Origin of the sequence: Vibrio sp. 10N.239.312.C11 (genome assembly GCF_041466065.1) — a bacterium.
In the GTDB taxonomy this organism is placed as follows: domain Bacteria; phylum Pseudomonadota; class Gammaproteobacteria; order Enterobacterales; family Vibrionaceae; genus Vibrio; species Vibrio tasmaniensis_A.
The window spans coordinates 1-22,096 of the sequence record NZ_JBFSRZ010000009.1 but is presented as its reverse complement, the minus strand read 5'-3'; the positions used below and the strand labels follow the sequence as shown (position 1 = coordinate 22,096).

At 44.9% G+C, this 22,096-nt stretch carries 36 protein-coding genes; 12 read left to right on the top strand and 24 right to left on the bottom strand.

Annotated elements, in window-relative coordinates; genetic code table 11:
- Positions 1-10 precede the first annotated feature (10 nt).
- The 5 genes from AB6D07_RS06015 (at position 11) to ruvX (ending at position 3,775) form a co-directional block, all read left to right on the top strand.
- A complete protein-coding gene (locus AB6D07_RS06015; RefSeq protein WP_017103293.1) occupies positions 11-742 on the top strand; it encodes an endonuclease in 732 nt (243 codons plus the stop codon).
- Positions 743-901: 159 nt separating this feature from the next.
- Positions 902-1,633 (top strand): 16S rRNA (uracil(1498)-N(3))-methyltransferase, encoded by a 732-nt coding sequence (gene rsmE, locus AB6D07_RS06010; RefSeq protein ID WP_017077778.1) that lies wholly within the window; start codon positions 902-904, stop codon positions 1,631-1,633.
- A 9-nt stretch (positions 1,634-1,642) separates the two neighbouring features.
- The gene (gshB, locus tag AB6D07_RS06005) at positions 1,643-2,593 is read left to right on the top strand and encodes a glutathione synthase (protein WP_004735482.1); all 951 of its coding nucleotides are present in this window, start codon (positions 1,643-1,645) and stop codon (positions 2,591-2,593) included.
- A 116-nt stretch (positions 2,594-2,709) separates the two neighbouring features.
- Positions 2,710-3,273 carry a YqgE/AlgH family protein gene (locus tag AB6D07_RS06000; protein WP_009847697.1) on the top strand — a complete coding sequence of 188 codons (564 nt, stop codon included), beginning with the start codon at positions 2,710-2,712 and terminating at the stop codon, positions 3,271-3,273.
- 79 nt (positions 3,274-3,352) lie between these two features.
- On the top strand, positions 3,353-3,775 hold the full coding sequence (gene ruvX, locus AB6D07_RS05995) for a Holliday junction resolvase RuvX (protein ID WP_009847698.1): 423 nt from the start codon (positions 3,353-3,355) through the stop codon (positions 3,773-3,775).
- 333 nt (positions 3,776-4,108) lie between these two features.
- Here ruvX and AB6D07_RS05990 read toward each other — a convergent pair whose 3' ends face one another.
- Positions 4,109-5,218, bottom strand: coding sequence for a PilT/PilU family type 4a pilus ATPase (locus tag AB6D07_RS05990; RefSeq protein ID WP_029222974.1), 1,110 nt, complete (start codon positions 5,216-5,218; stop codon positions 4,109-4,111).
- Positions 5,219-5,232: 14 nt separating this feature from the next.
- Complete coding sequence (locus AB6D07_RS05985) at positions 5,233-6,270, bottom strand: type IV pilus twitching motility protein PilT (protein WP_012604833.1); 1,038 nt, start codon at positions 6,268-6,270, stop codon at positions 5,233-5,235.
- A 26-nt stretch (positions 6,271-6,296) separates the two neighbouring features.
- Here AB6D07_RS05985 and AB6D07_RS05980 point away from each other — a divergent pair, with 26 nt between their 5' ends.
- The 4 genes from AB6D07_RS05980 to yggU all read left to right on the top strand — a co-directional run bounded on the left by AB6D07_RS05980 (position 6,297) and on the right by yggU (position 8,863).
- A complete protein-coding gene (locus AB6D07_RS05980) occupies positions 6,297-7,001 on the top strand; it encodes a YggS family pyridoxal phosphate-dependent enzyme (RefSeq protein ID WP_017103294.1) in 705 nt (234 codons plus the stop codon).
- Between the two features lie 88 nt (positions 7,002-7,089).
- Positions 7,090-7,908, top strand: coding sequence for a pyrroline-5-carboxylate reductase (gene proC, locus AB6D07_RS05975; RefSeq protein ID WP_017103295.1), 819 nt, complete (start codon positions 7,090-7,092; stop codon positions 7,906-7,908).
- A gap of 77 nt (positions 7,909-7,985) precedes the next feature.
- A complete protein-coding gene (locus tag AB6D07_RS05970) occupies positions 7,986-8,543 on the top strand; it encodes a YggT family protein (protein ID WP_017067798.1) in 558 nt (185 codons plus the stop codon).
- Between the two features lie 29 nt (positions 8,544-8,572).
- Complete coding sequence (gene yggU, locus AB6D07_RS05965; protein WP_009847703.1) at positions 8,573-8,863, top strand: DUF167 family protein YggU; 291 nt, start codon at positions 8,573-8,575, stop codon at positions 8,861-8,863.
- 306 nt (positions 8,864-9,169) lie between these two features.
- Here the strand turns inward: yggU and AB6D07_RS05960 are convergent, their stop codons facing one another.
- The 17 genes from AB6D07_RS05960 to AB6D07_RS05880 form a co-directional block, all read right to left on the bottom strand.
- Positions 9,170-9,394, bottom strand: coding sequence for a hypothetical protein (locus tag AB6D07_RS05960; RefSeq protein WP_372091556.1), 225 nt, complete (start codon positions 9,392-9,394; stop codon positions 9,170-9,172).
- A 150-nt stretch (positions 9,395-9,544) separates the two neighbouring features.
- Positions 9,545-9,697: a hypothetical protein gene (locus AB6D07_RS05955; RefSeq protein ID WP_372091558.1), complete on the bottom strand. Its 153-nt coding sequence runs from the start codon at positions 9,695-9,697 to the stop codon at positions 9,545-9,547.
- A 263-nt stretch (positions 9,698-9,960) separates the two neighbouring features.
- Entirely contained in the window at positions 9,961-10,392 is a 432-nt protein-coding gene (locus AB6D07_RS05950) for a hypothetical protein (RefSeq protein ID WP_372091559.1), read from the bottom strand.
- The gene (locus AB6D07_RS05945; RefSeq protein ID WP_372091561.1) at positions 10,389-10,817 is read right to left on the bottom strand and encodes a M15 family metallopeptidase; all 429 of its coding nucleotides are present in this window, start codon (positions 10,815-10,817) and stop codon (positions 10,389-10,391) included. The genes AB6D07_RS05950 and AB6D07_RS05945 overlap by 4 nt, the downstream gene beginning before the upstream one ends.
- A gap of 59 nt (positions 10,818-10,876) precedes the next feature.
- Positions 10,877-11,209, bottom strand: a complete 333-nt coding sequence (locus tag AB6D07_RS05940; RefSeq protein ID WP_239717210.1) for a hypothetical protein — start codon at positions 11,207-11,209, stop codon at positions 10,877-10,879.
- Positions 11,206-11,637, bottom strand: coding sequence for a hypothetical protein (locus tag AB6D07_RS05935; protein WP_372091563.1), 432 nt, complete (start codon positions 11,635-11,637; stop codon positions 11,206-11,208). Before AB6D07_RS05935 ends, AB6D07_RS05940 begins: the two co-directional genes overlap by 4 nt.
- On the bottom strand, positions 11,637-12,287 hold the full coding sequence (locus tag AB6D07_RS05930) for a hypothetical protein (protein WP_239717207.1): 651 nt from the start codon (positions 12,285-12,287) through the stop codon (positions 11,637-11,639). The genes AB6D07_RS05935 and AB6D07_RS05930 overlap by 1 nt, the downstream gene beginning before the upstream one ends.
- Complete coding sequence (locus tag AB6D07_RS05925) at positions 12,284-13,207, bottom strand: hypothetical protein (protein ID WP_372091564.1); 924 nt, start codon at positions 13,205-13,207, stop codon at positions 12,284-12,286. Before AB6D07_RS05925 ends, AB6D07_RS05930 begins: the two co-directional genes overlap by 4 nt.
- Positions 13,188-13,394 (bottom strand): hypothetical protein, encoded by a 207-nt coding sequence (locus AB6D07_RS05920; RefSeq protein ID WP_239717203.1) that lies wholly within the window; start codon positions 13,392-13,394, stop codon positions 13,188-13,190. Before AB6D07_RS05920 ends, AB6D07_RS05925 begins: the two co-directional genes overlap by 20 nt.
- Positions 13,394-13,540, bottom strand: a complete 147-nt coding sequence (locus AB6D07_RS05915) for a hypothetical protein (protein WP_239717201.1) — start codon at positions 13,538-13,540, stop codon at positions 13,394-13,396. Before AB6D07_RS05915 ends, AB6D07_RS05920 begins: the two co-directional genes overlap by 1 nt.
- Positions 13,541-13,542: 2 nt before the next feature.
- The gene (locus AB6D07_RS05910) at positions 13,543-13,818 is read right to left on the bottom strand and encodes a hypothetical protein (protein WP_372091567.1); all 276 of its coding nucleotides are present in this window, start codon (positions 13,816-13,818) and stop codon (positions 13,543-13,545) included.
- 9 nt (positions 13,819-13,827) lie between these two features.
- The gene (locus AB6D07_RS05905) at positions 13,828-14,643 is read right to left on the bottom strand and encodes a major capsid protein P2 (RefSeq protein ID WP_372091568.1); all 816 of its coding nucleotides are present in this window, start codon (positions 14,641-14,643) and stop codon (positions 13,828-13,830) included.
- A 12-nt stretch (positions 14,644-14,655) separates the two neighbouring features.
- A complete protein-coding gene (locus tag AB6D07_RS05900) occupies positions 14,656-14,784 on the bottom strand; it encodes a hypothetical protein (RefSeq protein WP_277869626.1) in 129 nt (42 codons plus the stop codon).
- Between the two features lie 294 nt (positions 14,785-15,078).
- The gene (locus AB6D07_RS05895) at positions 15,079-15,843 is read right to left on the bottom strand and encodes a hypothetical protein (RefSeq protein ID WP_372091571.1); all 765 of its coding nucleotides are present in this window, start codon (positions 15,841-15,843) and stop codon (positions 15,079-15,081) included.
- Positions 15,803-16,270, bottom strand: coding sequence for a hypothetical protein (locus AB6D07_RS05890; RefSeq protein ID WP_372091573.1), 468 nt, complete (start codon positions 16,268-16,270; stop codon positions 15,803-15,805). The genes AB6D07_RS05895 and AB6D07_RS05890 overlap by 41 nt, the downstream gene beginning before the upstream one ends.
- Positions 16,257-16,796 (bottom strand): hypothetical protein, encoded by a 540-nt coding sequence (locus AB6D07_RS05885; RefSeq protein WP_372091575.1) that lies wholly within the window; start codon positions 16,794-16,796, stop codon positions 16,257-16,259. The genes AB6D07_RS05890 and AB6D07_RS05885 overlap by 14 nt, the downstream gene beginning before the upstream one ends.
- Positions 16,789-17,106 (bottom strand): hypothetical protein, encoded by a 318-nt coding sequence (locus AB6D07_RS05880; RefSeq protein ID WP_372091577.1) that lies wholly within the window; start codon positions 17,104-17,106, stop codon positions 16,789-16,791. The genes AB6D07_RS05885 and AB6D07_RS05880 overlap by 8 nt, the downstream gene beginning before the upstream one ends.
- Positions 17,107-17,467: 361 nt before the next feature.
- Here AB6D07_RS05880 and AB6D07_RS05875 point away from each other — a divergent pair, with 361 nt between their 5' ends.
- Positions 17,468-17,743, top strand: coding sequence for a hypothetical protein (locus AB6D07_RS05875; RefSeq protein ID WP_198594447.1), 276 nt, complete (start codon positions 17,468-17,470; stop codon positions 17,741-17,743).
- Here the strand turns inward: AB6D07_RS05875 and AB6D07_RS05870 are convergent, their stop codons facing one another.
- The 5 genes from AB6D07_RS05870 to AB6D07_RS05850 are packed head-to-tail and all read right to left on the bottom strand — an operon-like array spanning position 17,744 to position 20,711.
- Positions 17,744-19,723: a hypothetical protein gene (locus tag AB6D07_RS05870; RefSeq protein WP_372091580.1), complete on the bottom strand. Its 1,980-nt coding sequence runs from the start codon at positions 19,721-19,723 to the stop codon at positions 17,744-17,746.
- A 51-nt stretch (positions 19,724-19,774) separates the two neighbouring features.
- A complete protein-coding gene (locus AB6D07_RS05865) occupies positions 19,775-20,044 on the bottom strand; it encodes a hypothetical protein (protein ID WP_372091581.1) in 270 nt (89 codons plus the stop codon).
- 5 nt (positions 20,045-20,049) lie between these two features.
- On the bottom strand, positions 20,050-20,298 hold the full coding sequence (locus AB6D07_RS05860) for a hypothetical protein (RefSeq protein ID WP_086774727.1): 249 nt from the start codon (positions 20,296-20,298) through the stop codon (positions 20,050-20,052).
- Positions 20,298-20,471 carry a hypothetical protein gene (locus AB6D07_RS05855; RefSeq protein ID WP_372091583.1) on the bottom strand — a complete coding sequence of 58 codons (174 nt, stop codon included), beginning with the start codon at positions 20,469-20,471 and terminating at the stop codon, positions 20,298-20,300. Before AB6D07_RS05855 ends, AB6D07_RS05860 begins: the two co-directional genes overlap by 1 nt.
- A gap of 9 nt (positions 20,472-20,480) precedes the next feature.
- Positions 20,481-20,711 (bottom strand): helix-turn-helix domain-containing protein, encoded by a 231-nt coding sequence (locus tag AB6D07_RS05850; protein WP_086774726.1) that lies wholly within the window; start codon positions 20,709-20,711, stop codon positions 20,481-20,483.
- 159 nt (positions 20,712-20,870) lie between these two features.
- Between AB6D07_RS05850 and AB6D07_RS05845 the strand changes: the two genes are divergently transcribed.
- Both AB6D07_RS05845 and AB6D07_RS05840 read left to right on the top strand, forming a co-directional pair.
- Positions 20,871-21,530 (top strand): XRE family transcriptional regulator, encoded by a 660-nt coding sequence (locus AB6D07_RS05845; RefSeq protein WP_372091585.1) that lies wholly within the window; start codon positions 20,871-20,873, stop codon positions 21,528-21,530.
- Complete coding sequence (locus AB6D07_RS05840) at positions 21,527-22,045, top strand: hypothetical protein (RefSeq protein WP_372091588.1); 519 nt, start codon at positions 21,527-21,529, stop codon at positions 22,043-22,045. The genes AB6D07_RS05845 and AB6D07_RS05840 overlap by 4 nt, the downstream gene beginning before the upstream one ends.
- Positions 22,046-22,096: the final 51 nt, after the last annotated feature.

Below are 22,096 nucleotides of genomic sequence, written 5' to 3'. Positions count from 1 at the left end.
GTCTTTCTCTATGCAAAAAACCACTCTAAAAGTATTTGGCCTATCGGTGTCATTTTACCTATCAATAGTATTTGGACTACTGGTAACCCAAAGCGTTTTCGCCGCTCCACCAAGTTCGTTCTCCAAAGCTAAAAAAGAAGCCGTGAAGATTTATCTCGATCACCCGACTTCATTTTATTGTGGTTGTGACATCACTTGGAAAGACAAAAAGAAAGGTATCCCCGACCTCGACGGCTGTGGTTATCAAGTGAGAAAACAACAAAAGCGCGCTTCCCGTATTGAGTGGGAGCACGTGGTTCCAGCTTGGCAATTCGGCCACCAGCGTCAGTGCTGGCAAGATGGCGGACGTAAGAACTGCACTCGCAACGACAAAATATTTAAATCGATGGAAGCCGACCTTCATAATCTAACTCCGGCAATTGGCGAGGTTAACGGTGATCGCTCTAATTACAATTTCAGTCAGTGGAATGGAATGGATGGCGTTAGCTATGGTCAATGTGAAATGCAGGTCAACTTCAAGCAGCGCAAAGTGATGCCGCCAGACAGAGCAAAAGGCTCTATCGCGCGTACTTATCTTTACATGAGCCAAGAGTATGGCTTCAAGCTCTCTAAGCAGCAGACTAACCTGATGATGGCGTGGAACAATCAGTTTCCTGTCGATAAGTGGGAATGTACTCGTGATGAGCGAATCCATGCCATCCAGGGGAATCACAACCCATTTGTATTCCCTGCTTGTAAATAACACGACTCAGGCAACCAACATCTCCAATTGCCTCCATCTCAAACAAGAGTTTCAGAATTGCCTCTGAAACTCTTGCTCTACCCTTGTTTTTTCAACTAAAAGCATCCATGTTAGGCAGAGACAAAATACCCAAATGACACTATTTATAGGTTTACCAGCATGAGAATCCCTCGTATCCATCACCCAGAACGCATTCATCAGTTAGGTTCACTCGCTTTAGGCGAAGATGCCGCGGGTCATGTTGGTCGAGTCCTTCGTATGAAAGAAGGTCAAGATGTTCTTCTATTTGATGGCAGTGGTGCTGAATTCCCAGCGACAATTGCTGAAGTATCAAAAAAGAACGTCACAGTTAATGTTACTGAACGTATCGAACGTAGCAGCGAATCTCCGTTAGACTTACATTTAGGCCAAGTGATTTCACGTGGCGACAAAATGGAATTCACGATTCAAAAATCGGTTGAGCTTGGTGTCAACACCATTACCCCGCTGATTTCAGAGCGCTGTGGCGTTAAGCTTGATACTAAACGCTTCGAGAAAAAGCTCGCACAGTGGCAAAAGATTGCTATCGCGGCATGTGAACAGTCTGGCCGTAATACGGTTCCCGTTATTCGCCCAATCATGCAACTTGAAGAGTGGTGCAGCGAACCGAGTGAAGCGTTAAAGCTAAACCTGCACCCTCGTGCAAAATACTCAATTAATACCCTTCCAGAACCCATCAGTAAGGTACGCCTATTGATCGGTCCTGAGGGGGGACTGTCAGCTGAAGAAATCGGTATGACAGAACAATACAAATTTGAAGAGACGCTACTCGGTCCACGTGTACTTCGTACCGAAACTGCTGCTCTAACCGCAATTACTGCCTTACAAGTCCGTTTTGGCGATCTAGGCTAGGAGAAAGAAATGATCAAACTTGGCATCGTAATGGATCCAATTTCATCCATTAACATCAAAAAAGACTCTAGCTTTGCCATGATGCTTGAAGCTCAGCGTCGTGGTTACGAAATCCATTACATGGAAATGGATGATCTACATTTAGATCAAGGCGTAGCCATTGCTGACACTAAGGTTGTTGAACTAAAAGAAGATCCAAACGGTTGGTACGAGTTCAAATCAGAACAGACTATCGCGCTATCCGATTTAGATGCGGTCCTGATGCGTAAAGATCCTCCGTTTGATACTGAGTACATCTACGCGACTTACATTCTTGAGCGAGCTGAAGAGAACGGCGCACTTATCGTCAATAAGCCACAAAGCCTACGTGACTGTAACGAGAAGTTGTTCACGGCATGGTTCCCTGAACTGACACCAACCACCATCGTGACTCGTAAAGCTGAAAAGATTAAAGCGTTCCGAGAAGAGCACGGTGACGTGATTCTAAAACCACTTGATGGCATGGGTGGCGCGTCAATCTTCCGTGTGAAGGAAGGCGATCCTAACGTATCAGTGATCATCGAAACACTGACCAACCACGGTCAAAACTACGCAATGGCACAAACCTTTGTTCCAGACATCAGCAATGGTGATAAGCGTATTCTTGTGGTTGATGGTGAGCCAATGCCTTACTGCCTGGCGCGTATTCCTGCTAAAGGGGAAACTCGAGGTAACCTTGCCGCTGGTGGTACCGGTGAAGCTCGCCCGCTGAGTGAAACAGACTGGGCTATCGCAAGAGCAGTTGCTCCTGCACTGAAAGAGAAAGGTTTAATCTTTGTTGGACTTGATGTTATCGGTGACAAACTGACTGAAATCAACGTGACAAGCCCTACTTGTATCCGTGAAATTGAAGCTGCTTTTGATATTTCGGTAACGGGCAAATTAATGGATGCAATCGAGCGTCGCGTTAACGCTAAATAGCCTAAACTAAAGAAAGCCTTAGCTATTCGAAAACACAAAAATATCTAGGCAAAGAACAATGAGCGGCTTTACGCCGCTCTTTTTCCTTTACTGGGAACACACTGGCAGGAGGCTCTATGAATTTAACGAACCACTTTCTGGTCGCTATGCCCGGAATGAAAGACCCATACTTTCAAAACTCGGTGATCTACCTTTGTGAGCATAATGACGAAGGCGCAATGGGTCTGATGATCAACGCTCCTATTGATGTCACTGTCGGCAGCATGCTCAAACAAGTTGAGGTTGATTCTGAACAACCAAAATCCAACCAAGCAAGCCTTGATAAGCCAGTTTTAAATGGTGGACCTGTAGCAGAAGACCGCGGGTTTATTTTGCACAAGCCCAAAGGCAGCTATCAATCCAGCATCAACATGACGGATCAAATCTCAGTAACAACATCAAAAGATATCTTGATGGTGTTAGGGACTGAAGATGAACCGAACAATTATCTGGTTGCACTTGGTTATTCTGGGTGGGAGCCTGGCCAGTTGGAGATAGAACTGACCGAGAACTCATGGCTAACCGTTGAAGCCGATCCAAAGGTCATCTTTGACACACCGATCTCGGACCGCTGGAAAGTTGCGGTACAAATGTTAGGTATTAATGCCGCTCAGCTTTCAGCAGACGCAGGCCACGCCTAAACCAACCCAACCCAGCTCAGCTCAGCTCAGCTCAGCTCAATAAAGTAAACACTCAAACACAGATTAATTTGGAAGCCCCATGTCACGAACAATTATGGCATTTGACTACGGTACAAAAAGTATCGGCAGTGCGATTGGACAAGAAATCACAGGCACAGCAAGCCCCCTGAAAGCCTTTAAAGCCAAAGATGGCATCCCAAACTGGGACGATATCGAGAAGCAAATTAAGGAGTGGCAACCGAATCTGATTGTGGTTGGCCTTCCTACCGACCTTCATGGTAAAGATCTAGCAGCTATTACACCCAGAGCGAAGAAATTCGCTAACCGTCTTAAAGGACGCTTTGGTGTGGATGTTGAACTGCATGATGAAAGACTTTCTACGACAGAAGCAAGGGCCGACCTTTTTGAAATGGGCGGCTATAAAGCGCTAAGTAAAGGTAACGTCGATAATCAATCAGCCGTTGTAATTCTAGAGAGCTGGTTTGAAGCACAATATGGCTAAGTTATTTATTTAGCAAACTCGAGCAAGCTTATGATCCCTTGCCATTTTAACTGCGTAATGGAGGAGCGATAAAAGAAAAGAACTTGGGAGTTCATATGAAAATTTTTCTAGCAATATTCATAGCGTTATCTATAACGGCATGCAGCTCAATGGGAAGCGGTTCCGCGGGTTACGACGGTCAACAGTACCCGTCAAAAATCAAATTAGAAAAGGAGCGCGGTTACTCATATGATAACCATCGCTCCAACATGCACTCATCTAACATGCATTAAGTTATAAACGAATAAAACCCGCCACAGAAGCGGGTTTTGTGTTTATCAACAAAGCCGTGACTTAGCCCATATCAATCTTAACGCCAGCCAACGCACCAGTTCCGTAGTCATCATCGCCACGTTTGGTCTTGAGCATTAAACGCAAGTCATTGGCAGAATCTGCACTATGGAATGCATCATCCTCGCTAATCTTGTCCGCAACCACTAAATCATACAAAGCTTGGTCAAAAGTCTGCATACCAATCTCTTTCGATTTGGCCATGGTCGCTTTTAACTCATGCAACTCACCACGACGAATCAAGTCAGATATACGAGGGCTATTCAGCAGAATTTCGAAGACACCATGACGACCATTGCCATTTTTATCGCGTATTAACTGCTGAGCGACCACACCACGCAGATTCATCGACAGATCAAACAGGAACTGTTCTTTCTGCTCTTTCGGCACCAAGTGAAGAATACGCTCTAGCGCCTGGTTAGCGTTATTGGCATGCAGGGTTGCCATACACAAGTGACCCGTTTCAGCAAAGGTCATCGCGTATTCCATGGTTTCACGACTACGGATTTCGCCAATCAAAATCATATCAGGGGCTTGGCGTAACGAGTTTTTAAGCGCGACTTCATAGCTTTCGGTGTCGAGTCCAACCTCTCGTTGAGTCACGATGCACTTTTTATGTTCGTGTACGAATTCAATCGGGTCTTCAACCGTCAAGATATGACCTGAACGATTGGTATTGCGATAGCCTGTCATCGCAGCCATCGAGGTCGATTTACCAGAGCCAGTCGCACCAACCACCAGCACAAGCCCGCGCTTAGCGATTGAAAGGTCTTGTAGTACGTCAGGAAGCTTTAATTGCTCAAAGGTAGGGATGTTAGTCTCGATGCGACGAATTACTGCTCCTGGCAGCTCTCGCTGAAAGAACGCACTGACACGAAAACGACCAAAATTACGCACGATAGCAAAATTAGCCTCACGCGTTTGCTTGTATTCATCTCGTCGATCTTGATCCATCATCGCATCAAGTAATTGAGCAACCTGAGCCGCATTCAGCTTCTCTCCTTGGGGGCGTAATTCACCATCCACACGAAAAAGGATTGGCGCATCGACAGTGATATAAAGATCCGACGCCTTTTGAGAGAGCATCCCTTCAAGAATTTGATTCAATTCCATTTTGTTCACCTTGATTAAAACATTGAGGTTTCAATTTCGATCTTTTTCTCGACCTCTTCCGAGTCAACCAAGCCTTGTGCCATCAGTTGTTTCGCGTTTTGCTCCATGGTCTGCATACCATGTGCCGCGCCCGTTTGAATAATCGAGTACATCTGCGCGACTTTATCTTCACGAATCAAGTTTCGGATTGCAGGTGTCGCCATCATGATTTCGTGACAAGCGACACGACCACCACCGACACGCTTTAGTAACTTCTGGGCAATCACCGAACGTAACGATTCAGACAGCATCGAACGAACCATATCTTTGTCGCTACCCGGGAATACATCGATAATACGGTCTACGGTTTTTGCTGCAGAGCTAGTATGCAAAGTACCAAAAACTAAGTGACCAGTTTCAGCTGCGGTTAGCGCTAAGCTGATCGTCTCTTGGTCACGAAGCTCACCAACAAGGATAACGTCTGGATCTTCACGTAACGCACTGCGCAGCGCAGCTTTAAAGCTGTGAGTATCACGGTGAACTTCACGCTGGTTGACTAGGCATTTATTGTTGGTGTGAACGAATTCAATTGGGTCTTCAATGGTCAGAATGTGTTTGTTGTGATTACGGTTTACATAATCAACCATCGCCGCCAAAGTTGTCGATTTACCAGAACCCGTAGGGCCAGTCACCAGCACTAAGCCTTTTTCATAATTGGCAATTTTTTCAAAAATATCAGGTGCGCCCAATTGCTCTAACGTTGGGATTTCTACAGGGATGGTTCGAAAGACCGCTGCGCACCCACGAGCTTGGTTAAAAGCATTAACACGGAATCGACCAACATTGGGTAATTCAAAAGAGAAGTCGACTTCCAATTTCTCCTCAAACTCACCGCGCTGTGAGTCGTCCATGATCTCAAAAACTAAACGATGCACATCAGCATGACTCAAAGCTGGGATTCCAAGCTTCCTTACTTCACCATCTATACGTACCATTGGAGATACACCCGCAGAAAGATGTAGATCTGACGCGTTATGCTTTACACTAAAATCTAGTAACTCAGTGATATCCATTTATTTTCCCTTAAGTAAAGTCAGCTATGAGTAGTATTCAACAAAATATCGAACAAATCACCTCACAGATTCGTAGTGCTGAGCAAAAGTGCGGACGAGCTCCAGAGTCCGTGCAACTTTTAGCCGTCAGTAAAACTAAACCTATTGATGCGATTCGAGAAGCCGCACTCGGAGGCCAAGTTGCCTTTGGTGAAAACTATGTTCAAGAAGGTGTCGATAAAGTAAAACACTTTTCAGAACAACATTCTAACCTAAATTTAGAATGGCATTTTATTGGCCCAATTCAATCCAATAAAACCCGCCCTATCGCAGAAAGCTTCCAGTGGGTGCATTCTGTCGATCGCGATAAAATCGCGCAAAGGCTTAATGATCAACGACCAAACGAGCTTCCACCTCTACAAATACTCATTCAAGTGAACACCAGTGGTGAAGATTCGAAATCAGGAACGTCAGAAGAGACAGTTTTTGCACTCGCAGAGTTGATTTCATCGCTCCCCAACCTCACTTTAAGAGGATTGATGTCGATTCCTGCAAACGTATCTGACTATCAATCTCAGCTTAATGCATTTTCTCAACTGGCGGAGCTTAAAGGCAAGCTAGCCGTGAAGTATCCAAACATCGATACCCTTTCGATGGGTATGAGTGGTGATATGGATGCAGCAGTTGAGGCTGGTAGCACAATGGTTCGTATTGGAACGGCTATTTTCGGAGCTCGTGATTACACGAAATAGCCTTAGTAAGTAACTAACGACAAGTACAAGTACAAGTATTGATACAGCTTCGCTTTAACCGCGCAGCGACACGCTCAGGATTTTATATATGGAACATAAGAACATCGCCTTTATTGGGGCGGGAAATATGGTTCGCTCGATTGTAGCGGGCTTAGTGGCGAGTGGTTACCCAGCACAAAATATTACTGCAACAGCACCTTCAGACACCAGAAGGCTGCCGTTAGAGCAAGAATACGGCATCAATACCACCAGCGATAATATTGCCGCAGCAGAGCAAGCCGACGTTGTTGTACTATCAGTGAAGCCACAAATGATGGCTGATGTATGTAAACCCTTACAAAGCATCGACTTTAGCAACAAACTGGTTATCTCAATTGCTGCGGGTATTAATGCGAATCGACTCAATGAGATGTTAAACTGCCAGCTAAACCTTGTCCGTGTTATGCCAAACACGCCATCACTGCTTGGTAAAGGGATGAGCGGCCTTTATGCTGACTCAACGGTTAGTCAGGGCGATAAAGAGTTCGCATCTCAGCTAATGCAAGCCGTAGGTCAAGTAAGTTGGGTAGAGCAAGAGTCTGGCATCAACAACATCATTGCGGCGGCGGGGAGTGCTCCGGCTTACTTCTTCCTGTTTATGGAAGCGATGCAAGCTGAAGCTATCAATCAAGGTTTTGACCAAGAAACCGCTCGTAAACTAGTGCAGCAGTCTGCATTAGGTGCGGCAGAAATGGTAGTTGCGAATCCAAATACTGAGTTATCTACTCTACGTGAACAGGTGACTTCAAAAGGCGGCACGACCGCAGAAGCACTACGCACGTTTAACGAACATCAACTATCAGACATCGTAGCAAAAGCCATGCAAGCGGCGGTTGCTCGAGCTGAAGAGATGGAAAAACTGTTTTAATACTAGTTACAAGTACAAAAGCATTGTGTCGTTCGGGTGATACCTAAGCGGCAAGTAAATCCGAAAAAGGAAACAATATGAATTCGATGAGCTTTCTGATCTCGACCGTTTTTGATCTTTACATCATGGTTGTGATCTTGCGTATCTGGCTACAAGCATCACGTGCAGATTTCTACAACCCGTTCTCACAATTTATCGTAAAAGCGACACAACCGGTTGTTGCCCCACTACGCCGAGTTATTCCATCAATAGGCAGCCTTGACCTTGCGACGGTTGTATTCGCTTATGTGCTGTGTGTACTTAAGTTCGTCGCTCTAAACTTGATTATCTCTGGCGGTGCGGCTGTATTTGATATCAGCTTCCTGATCTTTGGTGCACTATCTCTGCTCAAAGCAGCTGGTGGCTTAATTTTCTGGGTTCTGCTAATCCGTGCAATTCTGAGCTGGGTTAGCCAAGGCCGTAGCCCAATCGAATACGTATTCCACCAGTTAACAGAACCAATGCTAGTTCCAATTCGCCGCATCCTTCCTGATATGGGTGGCTTCGACCTAAGTGTGCTGGTTCTGTTCATTGTTCTGCAATTTGCGAACTTCCTAATGGGCGACATGATCGGTCCTATTTGGTATCAACTATAATTCAAGTACGAACCTCAGGTACTTTGACGATGCCAAAAGCAGTTTGGGCCGAAGAAGACGATATTCTTCTTCGGCTCTATATCCAACCCAAGGCAAGCCGCGATAAAATCGTTGGCTTACACGGAGAGGAACTGAAAATTGCCATTACTGCACCACCGGTTGATGGCAAAGCAAATGCTCACTTAGCGAAATACCTTGCGAAACAATTTAAGGTCGCGAAAGGGCAAATTAAGATAGAAAAGGGAGAGCTCGGTCGGCATAAGCAAGTTCGAATATGCTCACCAAGCCAGATCCCAACTGAAGTCAAAGCCATCCTATGATGGCTTTATCATATATTTAACATATTGATTTAAAGTGAATAATTACAAGTAATGGCCACAAAAAGACCACAACTTGATATGTAAGAGATTCCAAGTCCGCGCGTTGGGAGTTCGAATCGGTCCCCCTGACATACAATAAAAAGGCCGCTAGAAATAGCGGCCTTTTTGTCTATGTGCCTTACCAAAATTGTCACGTGGTTTCATGAAACCATGTAACAATAACAGTAAAAAATAAAGGTTTGGGTATCAATGCTACTGTCGTCGAACATTAAAGACTATAACACTCACAATAAAATATGTTGCCTTTTAGTCGTACATTTCAGGTAGAGAACCAGCTAAGAAAATGATCATTTCTCGTTTGCTCATACCCGCCGAGTTTCCATTTTCACGTAAGTAGCGTATAGAAAAGATATCGGCGTAATGAGGTGAGGATTCTACGTTTTCTTGTTGTAGAAAGTTATTGTAAGCATCTTGGATACTGGTACGAGCAATTGAATTCCAATACAGAGTATTTGGGTCATTTCTTGGCATATAAGCCTCCTGATTTAAATAATTATAATACAACGGTTTTGTATGAAAATGCATTTATAACAAACCGTTCAGAGAGGTTCGCAACGCGAGGGGGAGATGCTCTATTTAAAAAGCCCCTTTCGGGGCTTCAATTAGCGTGTGTTTGAAAGATCAATCATGACAACTGTGTGCATTATGTTCGCCATGTGTTGACTGATGATGGAAGGAATAGTCAAAGTCATGCCAATCCAAATCATCAAATGCATAGGCGCTGCCCGCTGCAATTCCGACTAATAACAGTAAAGCGATGGTTAGCTTTTTCATGTATAACCTCCTAGTTAGTAGGGTTTTAAGCCCAGCGACATTGTTGATCACCAGAGTCAAATATTGTTACAACTTTACTTTTCTTTACGAAACAATGTGATGCTTAGTTTCCGTGTTCTTGGCTTTAGTCATTGTCATTCTCCCATTCTAATTTTGAGATACGCTTATCGTGCTCTTGCTGCGTTCGTGTCACTTTAGCAGTAAGTAAATTGTCCATACGGTTAAGGCTGGGGTCATCTCACCTGTGAGGCTCGCTAATGCGTTTATGATTGCACCGTCCAAGGCTTCTCCCCCTTAGATTTATGTGAAAAGAACTCAAGCAGATAACGCACCATTGAGCGCATCCCCAATGTATCGATAACCACCGCAAAGACGACGTACCAGTAATAATCAGGGATGACTTCGAGCGAACTAAACCCTTGTGCTACGTAACTTGCGTAATCGGGGATAAAAGCCAGCATGAGAGGGATAAAGACAACCAGTAGGATGAACTCATCTTTCCAGCCGCGTTGCTTGATACTCAACTCATCGAGGTTAGCGGATTGCTCATCACCGGATTGCAATCGTCTTACTTTTGCTGTGTGCCTTTCTTGCTCCATCTCATCTTGTCGTTTGAGCTTATTGGCCTTATTGATACCGTGTTGCTTGTACGCATCAATACCGCCTGTAATGAGGTTTGCAATGGCGCCTATCATGAGTAAACCCGCTTATCGAGTTCAACATGAGGGCCATCCTTAAAGCTCACCCAATCACCGCCCCACACAATCGGAATATTAAGTTCATCAGCCGCCTGCTTAAACGCCCAACTCACTTGCTCGTAATAACTAAAGCCCCACGTCACCTTGCCGTTTTCGTCGTACACCACAAAATCAATCGCATGACCGGACTGATGACGGCTTTTTTTGTTGTAACCGTCTAGCTGGCTTGCGCCTTGTTTAAATAAGGCGTTTTGCTCGTCGACCGTTCGCTTGCCTGACGTAATGCCAAAATCAAACGGGGTTAGCTCAATGGCTCTACGAACCACGCGCTTTAAATCGGTATGAACACCCATCATGCGCGATTCACTTCGCGCTGATAGGGCGAATTTACCGATCGCTTTATCGACTGTTTTTTTATTCATTAAATACCCCCCTAATAAAGCCAAGAGCACAATAAGTACACTCAACTTCTTCACGTTCATTATTCAAAGTCCGGCAAATGAGTGATAAGCAAGGTTCTAGCCTTTGCTCGTTTGGTGAGAACATCTGGCGGTACGACTTCGCCCGTTTCTACTTTGCGCGTTAAGTAAAAGTCCGTTGCATCAAGATAATGCCTTGCCTTAGCTCGCATTTCGGCCTGCTCATTCTCTTGTTGAGCCTTCGACGAGAAAACAAACGTTTTACCATCCCATCGGTAGAGCTCAGGAGCAGCTGCAATATTAGGAGCAAGCTGCATATCTAGACTCTTTAATCGATTCGAGGCTTGAGGGGCGTTAATTGTCACAATTCGCCCTTGTGTATCGACTTGAATCATTGTTGCGGCTCCTTAAAGACAGCGCGAGATACAAAACTCACGGTGATATCGATGTAAGAACAATAAAAGACAGCCTTTTTCGCCTCACTCGGCGTTAGAGCTGGAATGTAATAAATTCGAGTTCTTGGTGAAGGACTAAAGGGAAGCATAACGCGCCTATCGCTACCCGGTATTACCTCTCCGTCGGCATCGAGGTATTTAAAATTTAAATCCGTGTCGGATAAGTTCTTGGGGTTATCTTCATCAGCCCAACTGAGACTGACCTCTAATAGCTCCATATCATCGGATAACTCAAACTCAACCATGCGGTCTGTTGAGTCTGTGATTTTAGCGAAATGACGCTCGAACACTAACGACTGGAAGCCACCGACATATGGTGATTGACCCGTATTACCCGCATTACTCGATGGATTGTTAAGTGCAAACATTAGATAAACTCTCCTACTCGAACGCCATCACCCTCACCACCTTCTAAGGTAATGGCTTTGTTGCTTTGAATTAGCACATGACCACCCGCAACGACTTCAATAAAACCTTGCACTAATACAGAGTTGGCATTGGTTGCGTGCGTCTGTATGAAAAGCCCTTTGCGTTCATCTTTCCCCGCAATGCTTTGCTCATCCCCTGTCATGCTCAACGTCCCCTCATCTAACTTTTGTAAGGTGTATAACTCGGCCAGTTTTTCCACTGTGAGGACGTCATTTAGAATGCGCGTTTTTACTTCAGCTTGAACTTCACCGACTTTGATAGGGGCTTGAACTTCATCAACGGTAATTGGCGTTAAAATTTCGCTAATCGCTACCGAATTATTGATGTCGATTTTTTGCGCTTTGGTGATGATTGGAACATCAGCAACTTGATATTCAATCGTCACGGCATCCGCTTTGTGATTAAAAAGTTCAAGCTCATCAAAGCGAGTGATATCAACCGTGTCACCACGTTCAATCTCTACAGGTCGCAAAGCATCACCGCGAAGCATGACGGTATTACTCGCCTCACGCATGATGAGGTATTTCCCAGCCTGACCCGCGTTGAATTTAATGCTGTCGCCAGAGCTTAAGGTATGGAGTTGTATCATTGTCGACGCCCCGCGAACATATAAGCCATCGTTAATAACGAGACGAGAATCCCGACAATAAGAGACACATTTTTCAGTAACTCGTTATTGCTTTCGTTCTCACCCGTTTGCTCTCGCGCTTTTGCCGCGCCAGCTATAGCCAGTGCTGCTTTAGTGGTCTCCGTTTGTTGGCCTGCCATGGACTTAATCGAATCTATCGCGTGTGCACTCAAGTCGGTATTAGCATTCAATGCGTTCTCGCCAAAACTGAACGCGCCATCTAATGCGCTCTCACCAAACTGAAAAGACGCATCCACATTATCGGAAGCAAAATCTAAAGCGTTATTGCCAAAGTTGAACGCCTCTTCTGCAGTCTCACCCGCCACTGCCATCGCGCCATGGTCAGTCATACTTAAATTAATGTCAGAGTTTTCTATCCCTGACAGCGCAAAGCCATTGTTATCACCACCAATACCTTGGCTATTGCTTTTGTTTGTGGTCGTAGTTGTGGTTTGGGAGTCACTCTTTGAGCTACTTTTTCCACCCATATCCTTAAACCTTATTTGTAATACATGCTCATTCTTGTGAGTTTCAATCTCTCGAACAGGCAATCGTAATTTGCGTTGAATGTAGCGATAGGCTCCGCGCTTGCTAAAGTGGGCGCGAATGGAATCAAACCCATTTGCTTTACCGTGATTAATTGCACTGAGCGTACCCGCTGCCATATCACCCGCGAGCGCAACAACCACCAACTCCTTAGAGCCTGATGGTGATTGCTCACCGCGCAATAACATGTAGGTATCGTCCACTCGATAGAGGAACTCGCGCCCCTCTTTAACTTCAATTTCTGCTTGCGAGAGATAATCACCAAGGGCTTTACATAGCCTCGGCTTGGCATTGCCCCACGCTTCAGGAATTAGGTTACTTTCGAGTGAGAACATACAACGCGATCAAAGCCACCAATGCTATACCCCACCACGGTATGCCGTTGTTACTGCCAAAGTTCATTCCTCCAGCTGTAAAACCACTGTTATTGGTTGTATTGGAAGTATTACCTGATTGAGCGGGTCCCGAAGACCCACCCGTCAAGCCACCACCACCCGTTAAAGACGTTAATGAACCTAGCATTAGCGAAACACTCCCGATTTATAAGCAAGGTACAACAGGGCAATGACCGCCGCGGTTGTCAGTGCCTTGTTAACCCCTTGGCTCACACCAAACCCAAGTGCAGACCCAAGACCAAGACCGCCTAGACCAACAAAAAGTAATGGCATCACTATTTACCTTTCAATAGGACAACAAGAAGAACCAGCACTAACAGCGCTGCGATACCACCGCCTATGTAGAGCAAGGTGTTATCTTTTGCGACTGTCGCACCACCTTGCGGGGTTGTGACTGCATTGCCGTTATTGTCAACGACGGGCGTATTGGGTTGTTGAGTGGTGTTGGGGTTAGATGAATTACCACTATCACCAAACAACCAATCGGCATTTTCGCCCACGCTATCGAGCGCACCGCCCCCAAACTCTAAAAGGTCATCAAAAAAGCTCATATCGGCTCCTTAGCTTCGACCCGCGAGCATTTCAGGGCGAACCACTTTCACCGATTCAACCAAGATAGGAATTGAGCCTGCGACATCAGTCGTCGTAACGGAAAACTTCAAGTTAGAGCTGTGTTGTGTAGGGAATAGCTCATCGATAGAGAAACCACGCACAATAGGATCGAAGTGAAAGTAACCCGCTTGAGGTGTGCGTTCGTTACGCTTGGCGTTCGCTTCATTGATAAACTTGTTGGCTTCGTACTCTTTAACAAAGTCGCGCTCAACTTCGAGCTTAGTGATACCCGTGTGCATGAAGTGCGCACGACGCAAACTAATCAACGGGCTTGATACTAGGCTCGTGAATTCGTTTACCCCTTCCGCATTCGCGGGCATGGTTTCACGCTTAACCATTGGCACGATGATTCGTGCAGGTTGAGCATTCGTTACCCACGCATGGACTTGAATTGATAGCGGGTCGCCACTGGTTTTTGCTTTGAACTGAACGTCCAAGTGGATGTTGTCACCCGCTTCAGTGACAAGGCCTGTGTAGCGAACACCATTTTTAGTTCGTGCGGAAATGTCGCTAAATGGGATCACATAGTGACCTGCGGTATGAACACGTTGCTTGTAACGTTCCAACATCAGAATTTCAGCGCCTGTTAAGACATAAATTTCTTCTGCGTTAAGCGTAATCGACAAACGTTCAATATCGGCCGCTTCGGCATTGGTCTCTAACACCAGCTCTTGATAAGTCGGACCAACAGGGATAGGCAATGTACCTTTTTGTCCCCAAGCAGCGCCGACCATGGAGTTAAGTTTGATTGGTTTTACTGACATATTGATATCTCCTTAAAACCAGCCGGACTTACCGTTAATGAGTTCTTTGACTGCTTCGAGCGTTGACACGTTATTGATGATGGCAATCACCAGTAGTGTCAGCACAACAGCAATCAACATGTTTTTATGTTGAGCTTTCATGGATTCCCCTGTCTCTCGACGTTGGATTGTGAATAAACAAATTGAGCGTTTATCAAATAGGAGTGAGGCTAAAAAAGAAAGGGTGAGTAACCTATAGGTTGAACCCGTAACCTATAGGTTGAAATGCAACATTGGCATTGGCGCGAAAAAAAAACGAGCCGAGCTAACTTTCCAAACAAAATGGGCGGTATTGTTCGATTGCTTCAAACCAACGTGAAGTGTTGAAATTAGATATTTGATTAACATCCTTACTTTAGGTGCTCCCTCCTCCTCCCTGCGAGAGGGAGCTTTTTTTTACCTGTAGTTCAATGCTAACCTGTTACCATCTCTACAATTTAAAGCTTTGTGTTCAATATTTCCTATACCGTCTCTCACTAATAGATATTCAGCAATGGGCTTACCAATGCGCTGTTTGTTGACCTTGGCAGACTTTAGCCCCGCCACGATATTCACATCCAACCCGCGTTTATCCGCTATCCAGTGCGCATCACTCATTGAGTTAACCGCGCCCACCCACCAAACGCTGGATTGTTCAGTCACGGTTTTGGGTACTTCTTGCCCTCGTTGAAACACCGTATGCACCACCAGACCGTATTGACGACCTCCACGCAAAAGCTCACCCGCACGCCCTCGAAGCTTGCCCGAGGTTTCAACACATGACGCCAATTCTTCGATAACGGTAAAGAGCTGGCTAGCCCGACCGTTACCTACCGACCACACCACCGACGCAAAGAACTCTAATTCGTCGGCCGTTGCCCCGTTTGCTGGAATGTAGGCCAGCTTAAACGAGCCACCGCGACGGCGTGCCATAATGAGCGTTTTGACAAAGGTTAAGCGTGATGAAGTGCCGTGGCACATTTGACCTTGAAACTTACTCCCTGCGTAGTTGGTGTAGGGGTCAAAAAAGACCGCTTGAGCCGTCTTAGGGACTAGCCCTAAATGCTTAACAGCTGAGGTTTTACCTCCTCCTGTTCCCGCCACATAAATGGTGTGCTCGGCATCATGTGACGGGTTCGAGTTAACGGGGTTCGGTAGCGCTAGGGGCTTCGGTTTTTTCACCGTCCACCTCCTTTGATTGTTGCAACATCACCAATTGCTTTTTAGAGGCATAAATCAAACCAAGAACCGCAAGCAATAAGGTTGCCTCTTCGATGTAATCCCCAAACACGCCCATAAGGGTACTACCGTGTTTTGCAAAGACCGGCTGCGCAGCATCGATAACTGCCGCCTTGCCTTTGCTATCAAACTCAAATTCAACGCCTGCAATAATGGAGGTCGCTTGTTCGCTTAAAGCAAACATCACTTCAAGTAAACCTGCCATTGCTTCGGCTTTATCTTCGGTTGCCGTCTCGGTTGGTTCGGTTAAGCCAACCGAATCGCTCTCGGTTTTCTCTTGCTCTTCAAGCTGATGAATAACGGCGTCAAAGTTTCCCCAATCATCCAGTTCAACTTGTTCACCTGGTAAGGTTTCGTTAGCTTGCTCCATGCTCACCTCCTTGAGGTTGTTCGGTTGGGGCTTTCGGTAGCAATTGAGACACCGCCCAAATGATAAAGATAACCGACGCCAACCCCACGATTACTCGTTTAAAGGGGAGTTTTCTTGGGGTATTTTCTGTTTTTTCATCTGTGAGCGTTTCGGTTATCTCTCGGTTGGAAACCACGTCTTTACTGACTTCATCCATTTGCACCAATTCGGTTAACTCACTTGCATCGATACGGTTAGGCTCGGTTATCAAATCCGACTCAATAACCGAACCTTTCTCGGTTAGGTTCGGTTTAAGTTCGGTTAACTCAGCGACGGAATTTGCTTTGATGAACTCCGTAACCTTTTTGCTATTCGAACTGTTACCGCACTCTGGGCAACGGTAATACATGAGCCCAATGTTACGGCTGTTTTTTGGTGGCTCACCAGACGCGATCAATTGCCCCTCACCCACTTGGTGAGTGGTGGCGGCAGACTGGCAAATAGGACAAGCAATATACCCACGAACAGGGTTTTCATATTTAGCCATGTTTCACCTCGACGCTTTCCACATCACCAAGTTGCTCTTGGTTGGCCACAACGACAGCGCGGTACTTATTGCGCGCCACTCCATTGAGTTTTTCGAGTTGCTCTAATTGCTCAAATAGATTGACGGGAAGCCCTAAAGCTTCGAGTGACAAGTTGCCACTCATCAGCATTCCCATGGCTTTTTTCATGAGCTTGCTGGTATCCATTTCTTTGAAGCGGTCAATCTCTACTTTCATGTTGGCGGTGAGTCTTTCAGCCGCGTCCAAGGCGGCTAAATCTCGCTGACATTCATCAAGCGATAGTATTTTCATTTTCGTTCCCCTGTCTCGCGACGTTGGTTTATGTTCAGCCCCTGATTCACATCGTTGGCGGTTGGGTTATACGACTCTAAGCTGTCCATTTCGAACGCTTAGAGTCGTGAATTTATCAATGGGTATTTCCCCCCCCCATGGATAAAGGTTTAAGTAAGCATTGAACCCCTTTAACGCTCCATCCGGTCACGTCCATCAATGTTTTCTCTATTGGTGTAACCTCATCTATTGGAGGCGGGTTACACTTATTTTCAGAGCTCCAAGGCGAGGCTCCGCCTCTTTTAATGTCACACTTAACTAGAAATGTTCTCTTTTCTTGTTGTATAGTTTTGTTCAATCTTCGACCACATTAAGGATGTTTATGTTAACTAAAGCATTTAAAGAGGGCTTACTCTCTACAGGCGGTTATAAGAACCCATACCCGGAGGACTCTAATGAGTTTGATGACTATGAACGCGGTCGAACCCAAAAAATTAAACGCTCCAGTAACCTCTCAAACAACTCAGCATTTAATGACTACTCTTACAGTGAAGATAAAGGCCCTTACGAAGAATGGATCGATTCAGAAAACCATAAAAGCCTTGCTGAAGAAATCCTGACTGAGTTCAGGTCTTATAGTCATTCAAAAGGGAAATAACTAATATCCTAACGCTAGATACTTATCTGCAATCGCGTTGCTTATCTCCATTTCGGATGGTTCGATTGGGAATGAATCTTCAAGAACACTCCTCCAGTAAGCCCGTTTATCTATGAAAGTTTGATAATTTTCACGGTAAAGCTCTCTCGCCAGCTCTCGAATATCGCTCAAATCAATATCATGTTGAGTCCCGTAGATTTCGCGCTGTTCTTTTTCGCAGTATTGGCCTGTTGCTCCAATTACTTCCATCGACCAGCCACGAGCACCGGCAGCCCAAAATAAAAACTTATCCAAACGTGATTTGGCTTGCTCACCGTCAAAAGTGATAGAAAAACGGTTTTGACTGGATACGTGCATTTCGCGTTGCTTCATATCTTGCGAGACTTTCTTAGCGGCATGCTCTAGGCGAATGATGCGCCCTTGTAGTTTGTCTAAATCAGTTTGAGGCTTATCTTGTTTGGTCGCTATGGCTTTGGCTTTGACCGTTTGGTCTTTTTGAGCGTTGATGCGTTTTAGTGAACGCTGCATAGGTTTTTTCCACTGCTCTAACTTGTAGCCAAGCTCTTTAATCACAGCGGTAATATTGTGAGCTTCAAAGGTGGCTAAGGTTTCCCATGATGGAGCGCGAGAGCAGCGAGCAATGTTGTAGCGATTACCACGAATTAGCCCTTGGTCTGCATTCTCACCTTTGGCTGCATAGCCTAATGCTTTTATTAGGTAAGTGCTGGCAGCTTTTGGTTGCTTTATCCATTCAATATGCGCCATGCCTTTTCCCCATAATGCTTCAAGGCGCTTCGCCCAATCACGGAAGTAAACAGGTTCAACAGACCAACGCATAATTAAATGAATATGAGGGTTTGGCTCACCAATGATCTCTTTAGTTTCAGAGTCTTTACTTGGCGGGCATTCTGCTACCCAAACGTAATGAAAATCGGCTCTCTCGCGGTCAGGACCAAACTCTGAAAGCTTAGCCTTGTAATTTGCTGCTACCTTGTCACCTGATTCTGTTTCCCAGCCTCGTTGATACATTTTTTTGCATCCATCCAGAAAGCGAGAAACTTCACGCCCCATTGTGGTTTCGGCTGTCTTTACAATATTGAAAGGCTTTTCTGGAAGTAAGGTAAACGCGCCGTCTTTACCGTGCACAATCGAGCCTTCATCTCGAACAAATTCGATAGGGGTATATGGCCTACCTTCCGCCTCGGCTAGTGCAGCAAACAAAGCAAAGCGTTGCTCTCTTGAGAACGTGAGAGTGATAAACGTAGTAAATCCATCGTGACATTGCGCAACATACGCACCAGATTCAAAGATTTTCGACACGCTACGTTTAGTGAGCTTGTCAGTGTAACGCTCACCAAAGTTTGCATCGGGCGCATTACCTACAGGTGTTTGTGATATGACTTGTGCGCGATATTGTCCCGACCAATCCCGTTTTTGTAGATGAACAGAGATGGGTGATGCGCTTGGAGTAAACATTTTTTCACTTTCATACGGAAGAATGCACGCCTGATTGCGCTCTGAGGTTGTGTATAGACTCTCAAAGTTGTCATGGCCTCTACGGCTATCAAGTTCAGTTTTTCGTCCCGTAGGGTGCTGCAACACTCGCAGACGTTGTGATATTCGGTTTACTTTTGGTTGGATTTTATCATGTCGGACTTTTGCGCCCTTGGACAAGCCTATTGTCTCCACGCCTACGGCGTGCGCTTCGCGATTGGGCTTGGTGTAATATTCAGGGCAGATTAACGAGAGTTTTCCATCTTTCACCAACTGCCAAGTTTCAGCCGATTTCTTAGTTTTCAAAAAATGCCATTGGTCATATTCACGGGCTTTTTGGTTCTCAATCTCAGCCCATTCTGAAAAATCAGAATGTTGGTAAAATCTGGAACCTAAAAAACCAGCTTCGTAGCTGGCGTTAGCATCTTGGATTTTATCAAGTGGGCGGACAACTCCACCCACATGCAATAGTTCTTCAATATTCACATTTAAGTCCTTGCGCTTTCTTAGCTGCCTCATACTTGCTATTGCGGCTCATCATTGACCTTCTTTTTCATTGTTAACCGAACCCCATGACTCAATACACCCATGCTCAGTACAGGTGTAAGTCAGTGGCCTTGGCTCTGATTGAACACGCTTTCTAATGCCGTGCTTTTCTCGAAGCTTCGATATTAGGAAGCGCGCTCTCTCAGTCTTCTTTACATCAAAATTTTCAAGCGCTGCCATATCAGGGCAAGGCTTGTGTATTGGGTCGGTAATAGGCAGATCAACACTTGAAACTGCCTCCTTGTAAATTACGTCGCCCATGATGGTCATTTCGGCAGCTCAGGCCATGGAGAACCTGAGTTCATGATGTTATAGATGGATACTTCATTCTCTTTTTCGTCAAGAGAGTCTGCATAAAAACCCCAATAGCGTTTCACCCTTTCAGCTTTACCATCCAAACCAGTATCAAGGCACTGAACGAAAGCAAATCCACGACCGTGAGTTCGGGCGAAATGGAGTTGGCATTTAGGATGTGAACTATCAAAAAGAAGGTTATTTTTAGTTTTCGCTCTCATTATTCACCTTCCACTTCTTTCAATAGGTTCATGGCTTCAAGTGATTGATTACGGACGTGTAACCAAAAGCTAGAATTGGTTTGGTCAGCCTTTCTGCTTGCATAATCAAAAAGCTCTTTAGCTTCTGTGTAGGTGTTAACGTCGATATTGATAGAGTGAATTGGTGTTTTCATAAAGCCCCCTTAAAACGTTCTAAAAAAACTATCTTTCGCGTTCTCATCAGCATCAACTTGAGCGTGTTCCCAAAGCACAAGCATGTTGATATAAACCTTTTTCTCTCCACGCTTTTTCTTCTTAGCGGGCAACTTTCCTTCATGGATCATATTGCGAACAGCTTGTGGCGTAATTCCCCACCGACGAGCGAACTCATCAACTGGCAGATAAGGCATATCTAGTTGAACTCGTATGTTCATGTTATATTTCCCTATTACATTCGGATGCACTCAAACACTTTCATCCTTATGAGTTTCAATAAAAACAAAAAAACAACCCAAATGAATAACACTTTAATTCATTTGAATAAAACAATACTTACCCATTCCGGATAACTCAGTCAATAGAGGGTTTATTACATGGATGAGAAGCTAATTAGTTTTTCTAATCAGTTAAAGGAACTTAAAGGCACAAAGTCAGTTAGGTCATTCGCAGAGCTATGCGGAGTTCCTCAACCTTCAATGCAAAATTACATTCATGGCATGCGCGCCCCATCACTAGAAAATTTAATTAAAATTTCTCATGCGAATAATGTAAGTATCGACTGGCTAGCAGGCACATCTAATGTGTCTTTAGAGAATGCCAAGATAGTGACAGAGAGCGATTACACATCTATTCCTATCTATTCGGCTGAAGCCAGTGCAGGGAATGGCTGTTTTACTGATACGGACAAAGTCATAGGTAAGCACTTAGTGTTCACTGACGATTTACAACGTCTAGGCCTTAAAAAAGAAAAAACCTGTGCAATCAAAGCCAGTGGGGACTCTATGGTGCCTACATTGATGAATGGTGATTTATTAGTAATCGACACGCGAAAACAGGAAGGCGTACTTGATGGTGTGTATGCAATAACCCTTGATGACAGTCTTCTTGTTAAAAGGCTGCGTTACGATTTAGCATCACAGGGCTATCATATTATTAGCGATAATGAAGACCACGATAACTTCCTATTACCTAAAGGTGAGTTAGAGAGACTACATGTTAATGGTCGTGTTCGTCAGGTCGTCAAAAACTTATGAGCATCAAAAAACAAGGCTCTCAGTACCTTGTTGATGCTCGACCACAAGGTCGAGAAGGAAAACGTTACCGCCGTAAATTTGAAACGAAATACGAAGCGCAGCAATACGAAAAGCATCTGCTCGCAACCGCACATAATAAAGATTGGTTAGAAAAGCCAACCGATAGGCGCAGCTTAAGTGAGCTCATCGATTTGTGGTGGAAGTACGAAGGACAAGCAAAAAAAACGGCTACTACCTATCTACGAATATTAAAGCAAATCGACAGGGAACTAGGTAAGCCTAAAGCCCACCAGCTCACCCACAAATTGCTGGCTGAATACCGAGCTTTCCATTTAGAAAAGAATCTTGCTTTAACTACATTCAACAGAAAAATAATGAGCCTAAGTAACGTTTTCACCGTACTTATCGAAGCTCAAGAGTACCATAGTCAACACCCAACTCATGGTTTTAAGCTCTCTCGTCCAAGAGCAAAAGAAATGCATTTCTTATCTAACGATGAGATAAATACATTGTAAGCGTGTCATGAACACCGCATTCTAATCTTTCAGCACGAAGAATAAGATCAT

Excerpts from the sequence above, each read along its gene's own strand:
- AB6D07_RS06015 (WP_017103293.1), top strand. The coding sequence starts at position 11 with ATGCAAAAAACCACTCTAAAAGTATTTGGCCTATCGGTGTCATTTTAC.
- rsmE (WP_017077778.1), top strand. The coding sequence starts at position 902 with ATGAGAATCCCTCGTATCCATCACCCAGAACGCATTCATCAGTTAGGT.
- gshB (WP_004735482.1), top strand. The coding sequence starts at position 1,643 with ATGATCAAACTTGGCATCGTAATGGATCCAATTTCATCCATTAACATC.
- AB6D07_RS06000 (WP_009847697.1), top strand. The coding sequence starts at position 2,710 with ATGAATTTAACGAACCACTTTCTGGTCGCTATGCCCGGAATGAAAGAC.
- ruvX (WP_009847698.1), top strand. The coding sequence starts at position 3,353 with ATGTCACGAACAATTATGGCATTTGACTACGGTACAAAAAGTATCGGC.
- AB6D07_RS05990 (WP_029222974.1), bottom strand. The coding sequence starts at position 5,218 with ATGGAATTGAATCAAATTCTTGAAGGGATGCTCTCTCAAAAGGCGTCG.
- AB6D07_RS05985 (WP_012604833.1), bottom strand. The coding sequence starts at position 6,270 with ATGGATATCACTGAGTTACTAGATTTTAGTGTAAAGCATAACGCGTCA.
- AB6D07_RS05980 (WP_017103294.1), top strand. The coding sequence starts at position 6,297 with ATGAGTAGTATTCAACAAAATATCGAACAAATCACCTCACAGATTCGT.
- proC (WP_017103295.1), top strand. The coding sequence starts at position 7,090 with ATGGAACATAAGAACATCGCCTTTATTGGGGCGGGAAATATGGTTCGC.
- AB6D07_RS05970 (WP_017067798.1), top strand. The coding sequence starts at position 7,986 with ATGAATTCGATGAGCTTTCTGATCTCGACCGTTTTTGATCTTTACATC.
- yggU (WP_009847703.1), top strand. The coding sequence starts at position 8,573 with ATGCCAAAAGCAGTTTGGGCCGAAGAAGACGATATTCTTCTTCGGCTC.
- AB6D07_RS05960 (WP_372091556.1), bottom strand. The coding sequence starts at position 9,394 with ATGCCAAGAAATGACCCAAATACTCTGTATTGGAATTCAATTGCTCGT.
- AB6D07_RS05955 (WP_372091558.1), bottom strand. The coding sequence starts at position 9,697 with ATGAAAAAGCTAACCATCGCTTTACTGTTATTAGTCGGAATTGCAGCG.
- AB6D07_RS05950 (WP_372091559.1), bottom strand. The coding sequence starts at position 10,392 with ATGATAGGCGCCATTGCAAACCTCATTACAGGCGGTATTGATGCGTAC.
- AB6D07_RS05945 (WP_372091561.1), bottom strand. The coding sequence starts at position 10,817 with ATGAATAAAAAAACAGTCGATAAAGCGATCGGTAAATTCGCCCTATCA.
- AB6D07_RS05940 (WP_239717210.1), bottom strand. The coding sequence starts at position 11,209 with ATGATTCAAGTCGATACACAAGGGCGAATTGTGACAATTAACGCCCCT.
- AB6D07_RS05935 (WP_372091563.1), bottom strand. The coding sequence starts at position 11,637 with ATGTTTGCACTTAACAATCCATCGAGTAATGCGGGTAATACGGGTCAA.
- AB6D07_RS05930 (WP_239717207.1), bottom strand. The coding sequence starts at position 12,287 with ATGATACAACTCCATACCTTAAGCTCTGGCGACAGCATTAAATTCAAC.
- AB6D07_RS05925 (WP_372091564.1), bottom strand. The coding sequence starts at position 13,207 with ATGTTCTCACTCGAAAGTAACCTAATTCCTGAAGCGTGGGGCAATGCC.
- AB6D07_RS05920 (WP_239717203.1), bottom strand. The coding sequence starts at position 13,394 with ATGCTAGGTTCATTAACGTCTTTAACGGGTGGTGGTGGCTTGACGGGT.
- AB6D07_RS05915 (WP_239717201.1), bottom strand. The coding sequence starts at position 13,540 with ATGCCATTACTTTTTGTTGGTCTAGGCGGTCTTGGTCTTGGGTCTGCA.
- AB6D07_RS05910 (WP_372091567.1), bottom strand. The coding sequence starts at position 13,818 with ATGAGCTTTTTTGATGACCTTTTAGAGTTTGGGGGCGGTGCGCTCGAT.
- AB6D07_RS05905 (WP_372091568.1), bottom strand. The coding sequence starts at position 14,643 with ATGTCAGTAAAACCAATCAAACTTAACTCCATGGTCGGCGCTGCTTGG.
- AB6D07_RS05900 (WP_277869626.1), bottom strand. The coding sequence starts at position 14,784 with ATGAAAGCTCAACATAAAAACATGTTGATTGCTGTTGTGCTGACACTA.
- AB6D07_RS05890 (WP_372091573.1), bottom strand. The coding sequence starts at position 16,270 with ATGGAGCAAGCTAACGAAACCTTACCAGGTGAACAAGTTGAACTGGAT.
- AB6D07_RS05885 (WP_372091575.1), bottom strand. The coding sequence starts at position 16,796 with ATGGCTAAATATGAAAACCCTGTTCGTGGGTATATTGCTTGTCCTATT.
- AB6D07_RS05880 (WP_372091577.1), bottom strand. The coding sequence starts at position 17,106 with ATGAAAATACTATCGCTTGATGAATGTCAGCGAGATTTAGCCGCCTTG.
- AB6D07_RS05875 (WP_198594447.1), top strand. The coding sequence starts at position 17,468 with ATGTTAACTAAAGCATTTAAAGAGGGCTTACTCTCTACAGGCGGTTAT.
- AB6D07_RS05865 (WP_372091581.1), bottom strand. The coding sequence starts at position 20,044 with ATGGGCGACGTAATTTACAAGGAGGCAGTTTCAAGTGTTGATCTGCCT.
- AB6D07_RS05860 (WP_086774727.1), bottom strand. The coding sequence starts at position 20,298 with ATGAGAGCGAAAACTAAAAATAACCTTCTTTTTGATAGTTCACATCCT.
- AB6D07_RS05855 (WP_372091583.1), bottom strand. The coding sequence starts at position 20,471 with ATGAAAACACCAATTCACTCTATCAATATCGACGTTAACACCTACACA.
- AB6D07_RS05850 (WP_086774726.1), bottom strand. The coding sequence starts at position 20,711 with ATGAACATACGAGTTCAACTAGATATGCCTTATCTGCCAGTTGATGAG.
- AB6D07_RS05845 (WP_372091585.1), top strand. The coding sequence starts at position 20,871 with ATGGATGAGAAGCTAATTAGTTTTTCTAATCAGTTAAAGGAACTTAAA.
- AB6D07_RS05840 (WP_372091588.1), top strand. The coding sequence starts at position 21,527 with ATGAGCATCAAAAAACAAGGCTCTCAGTACCTTGTTGATGCTCGACCA.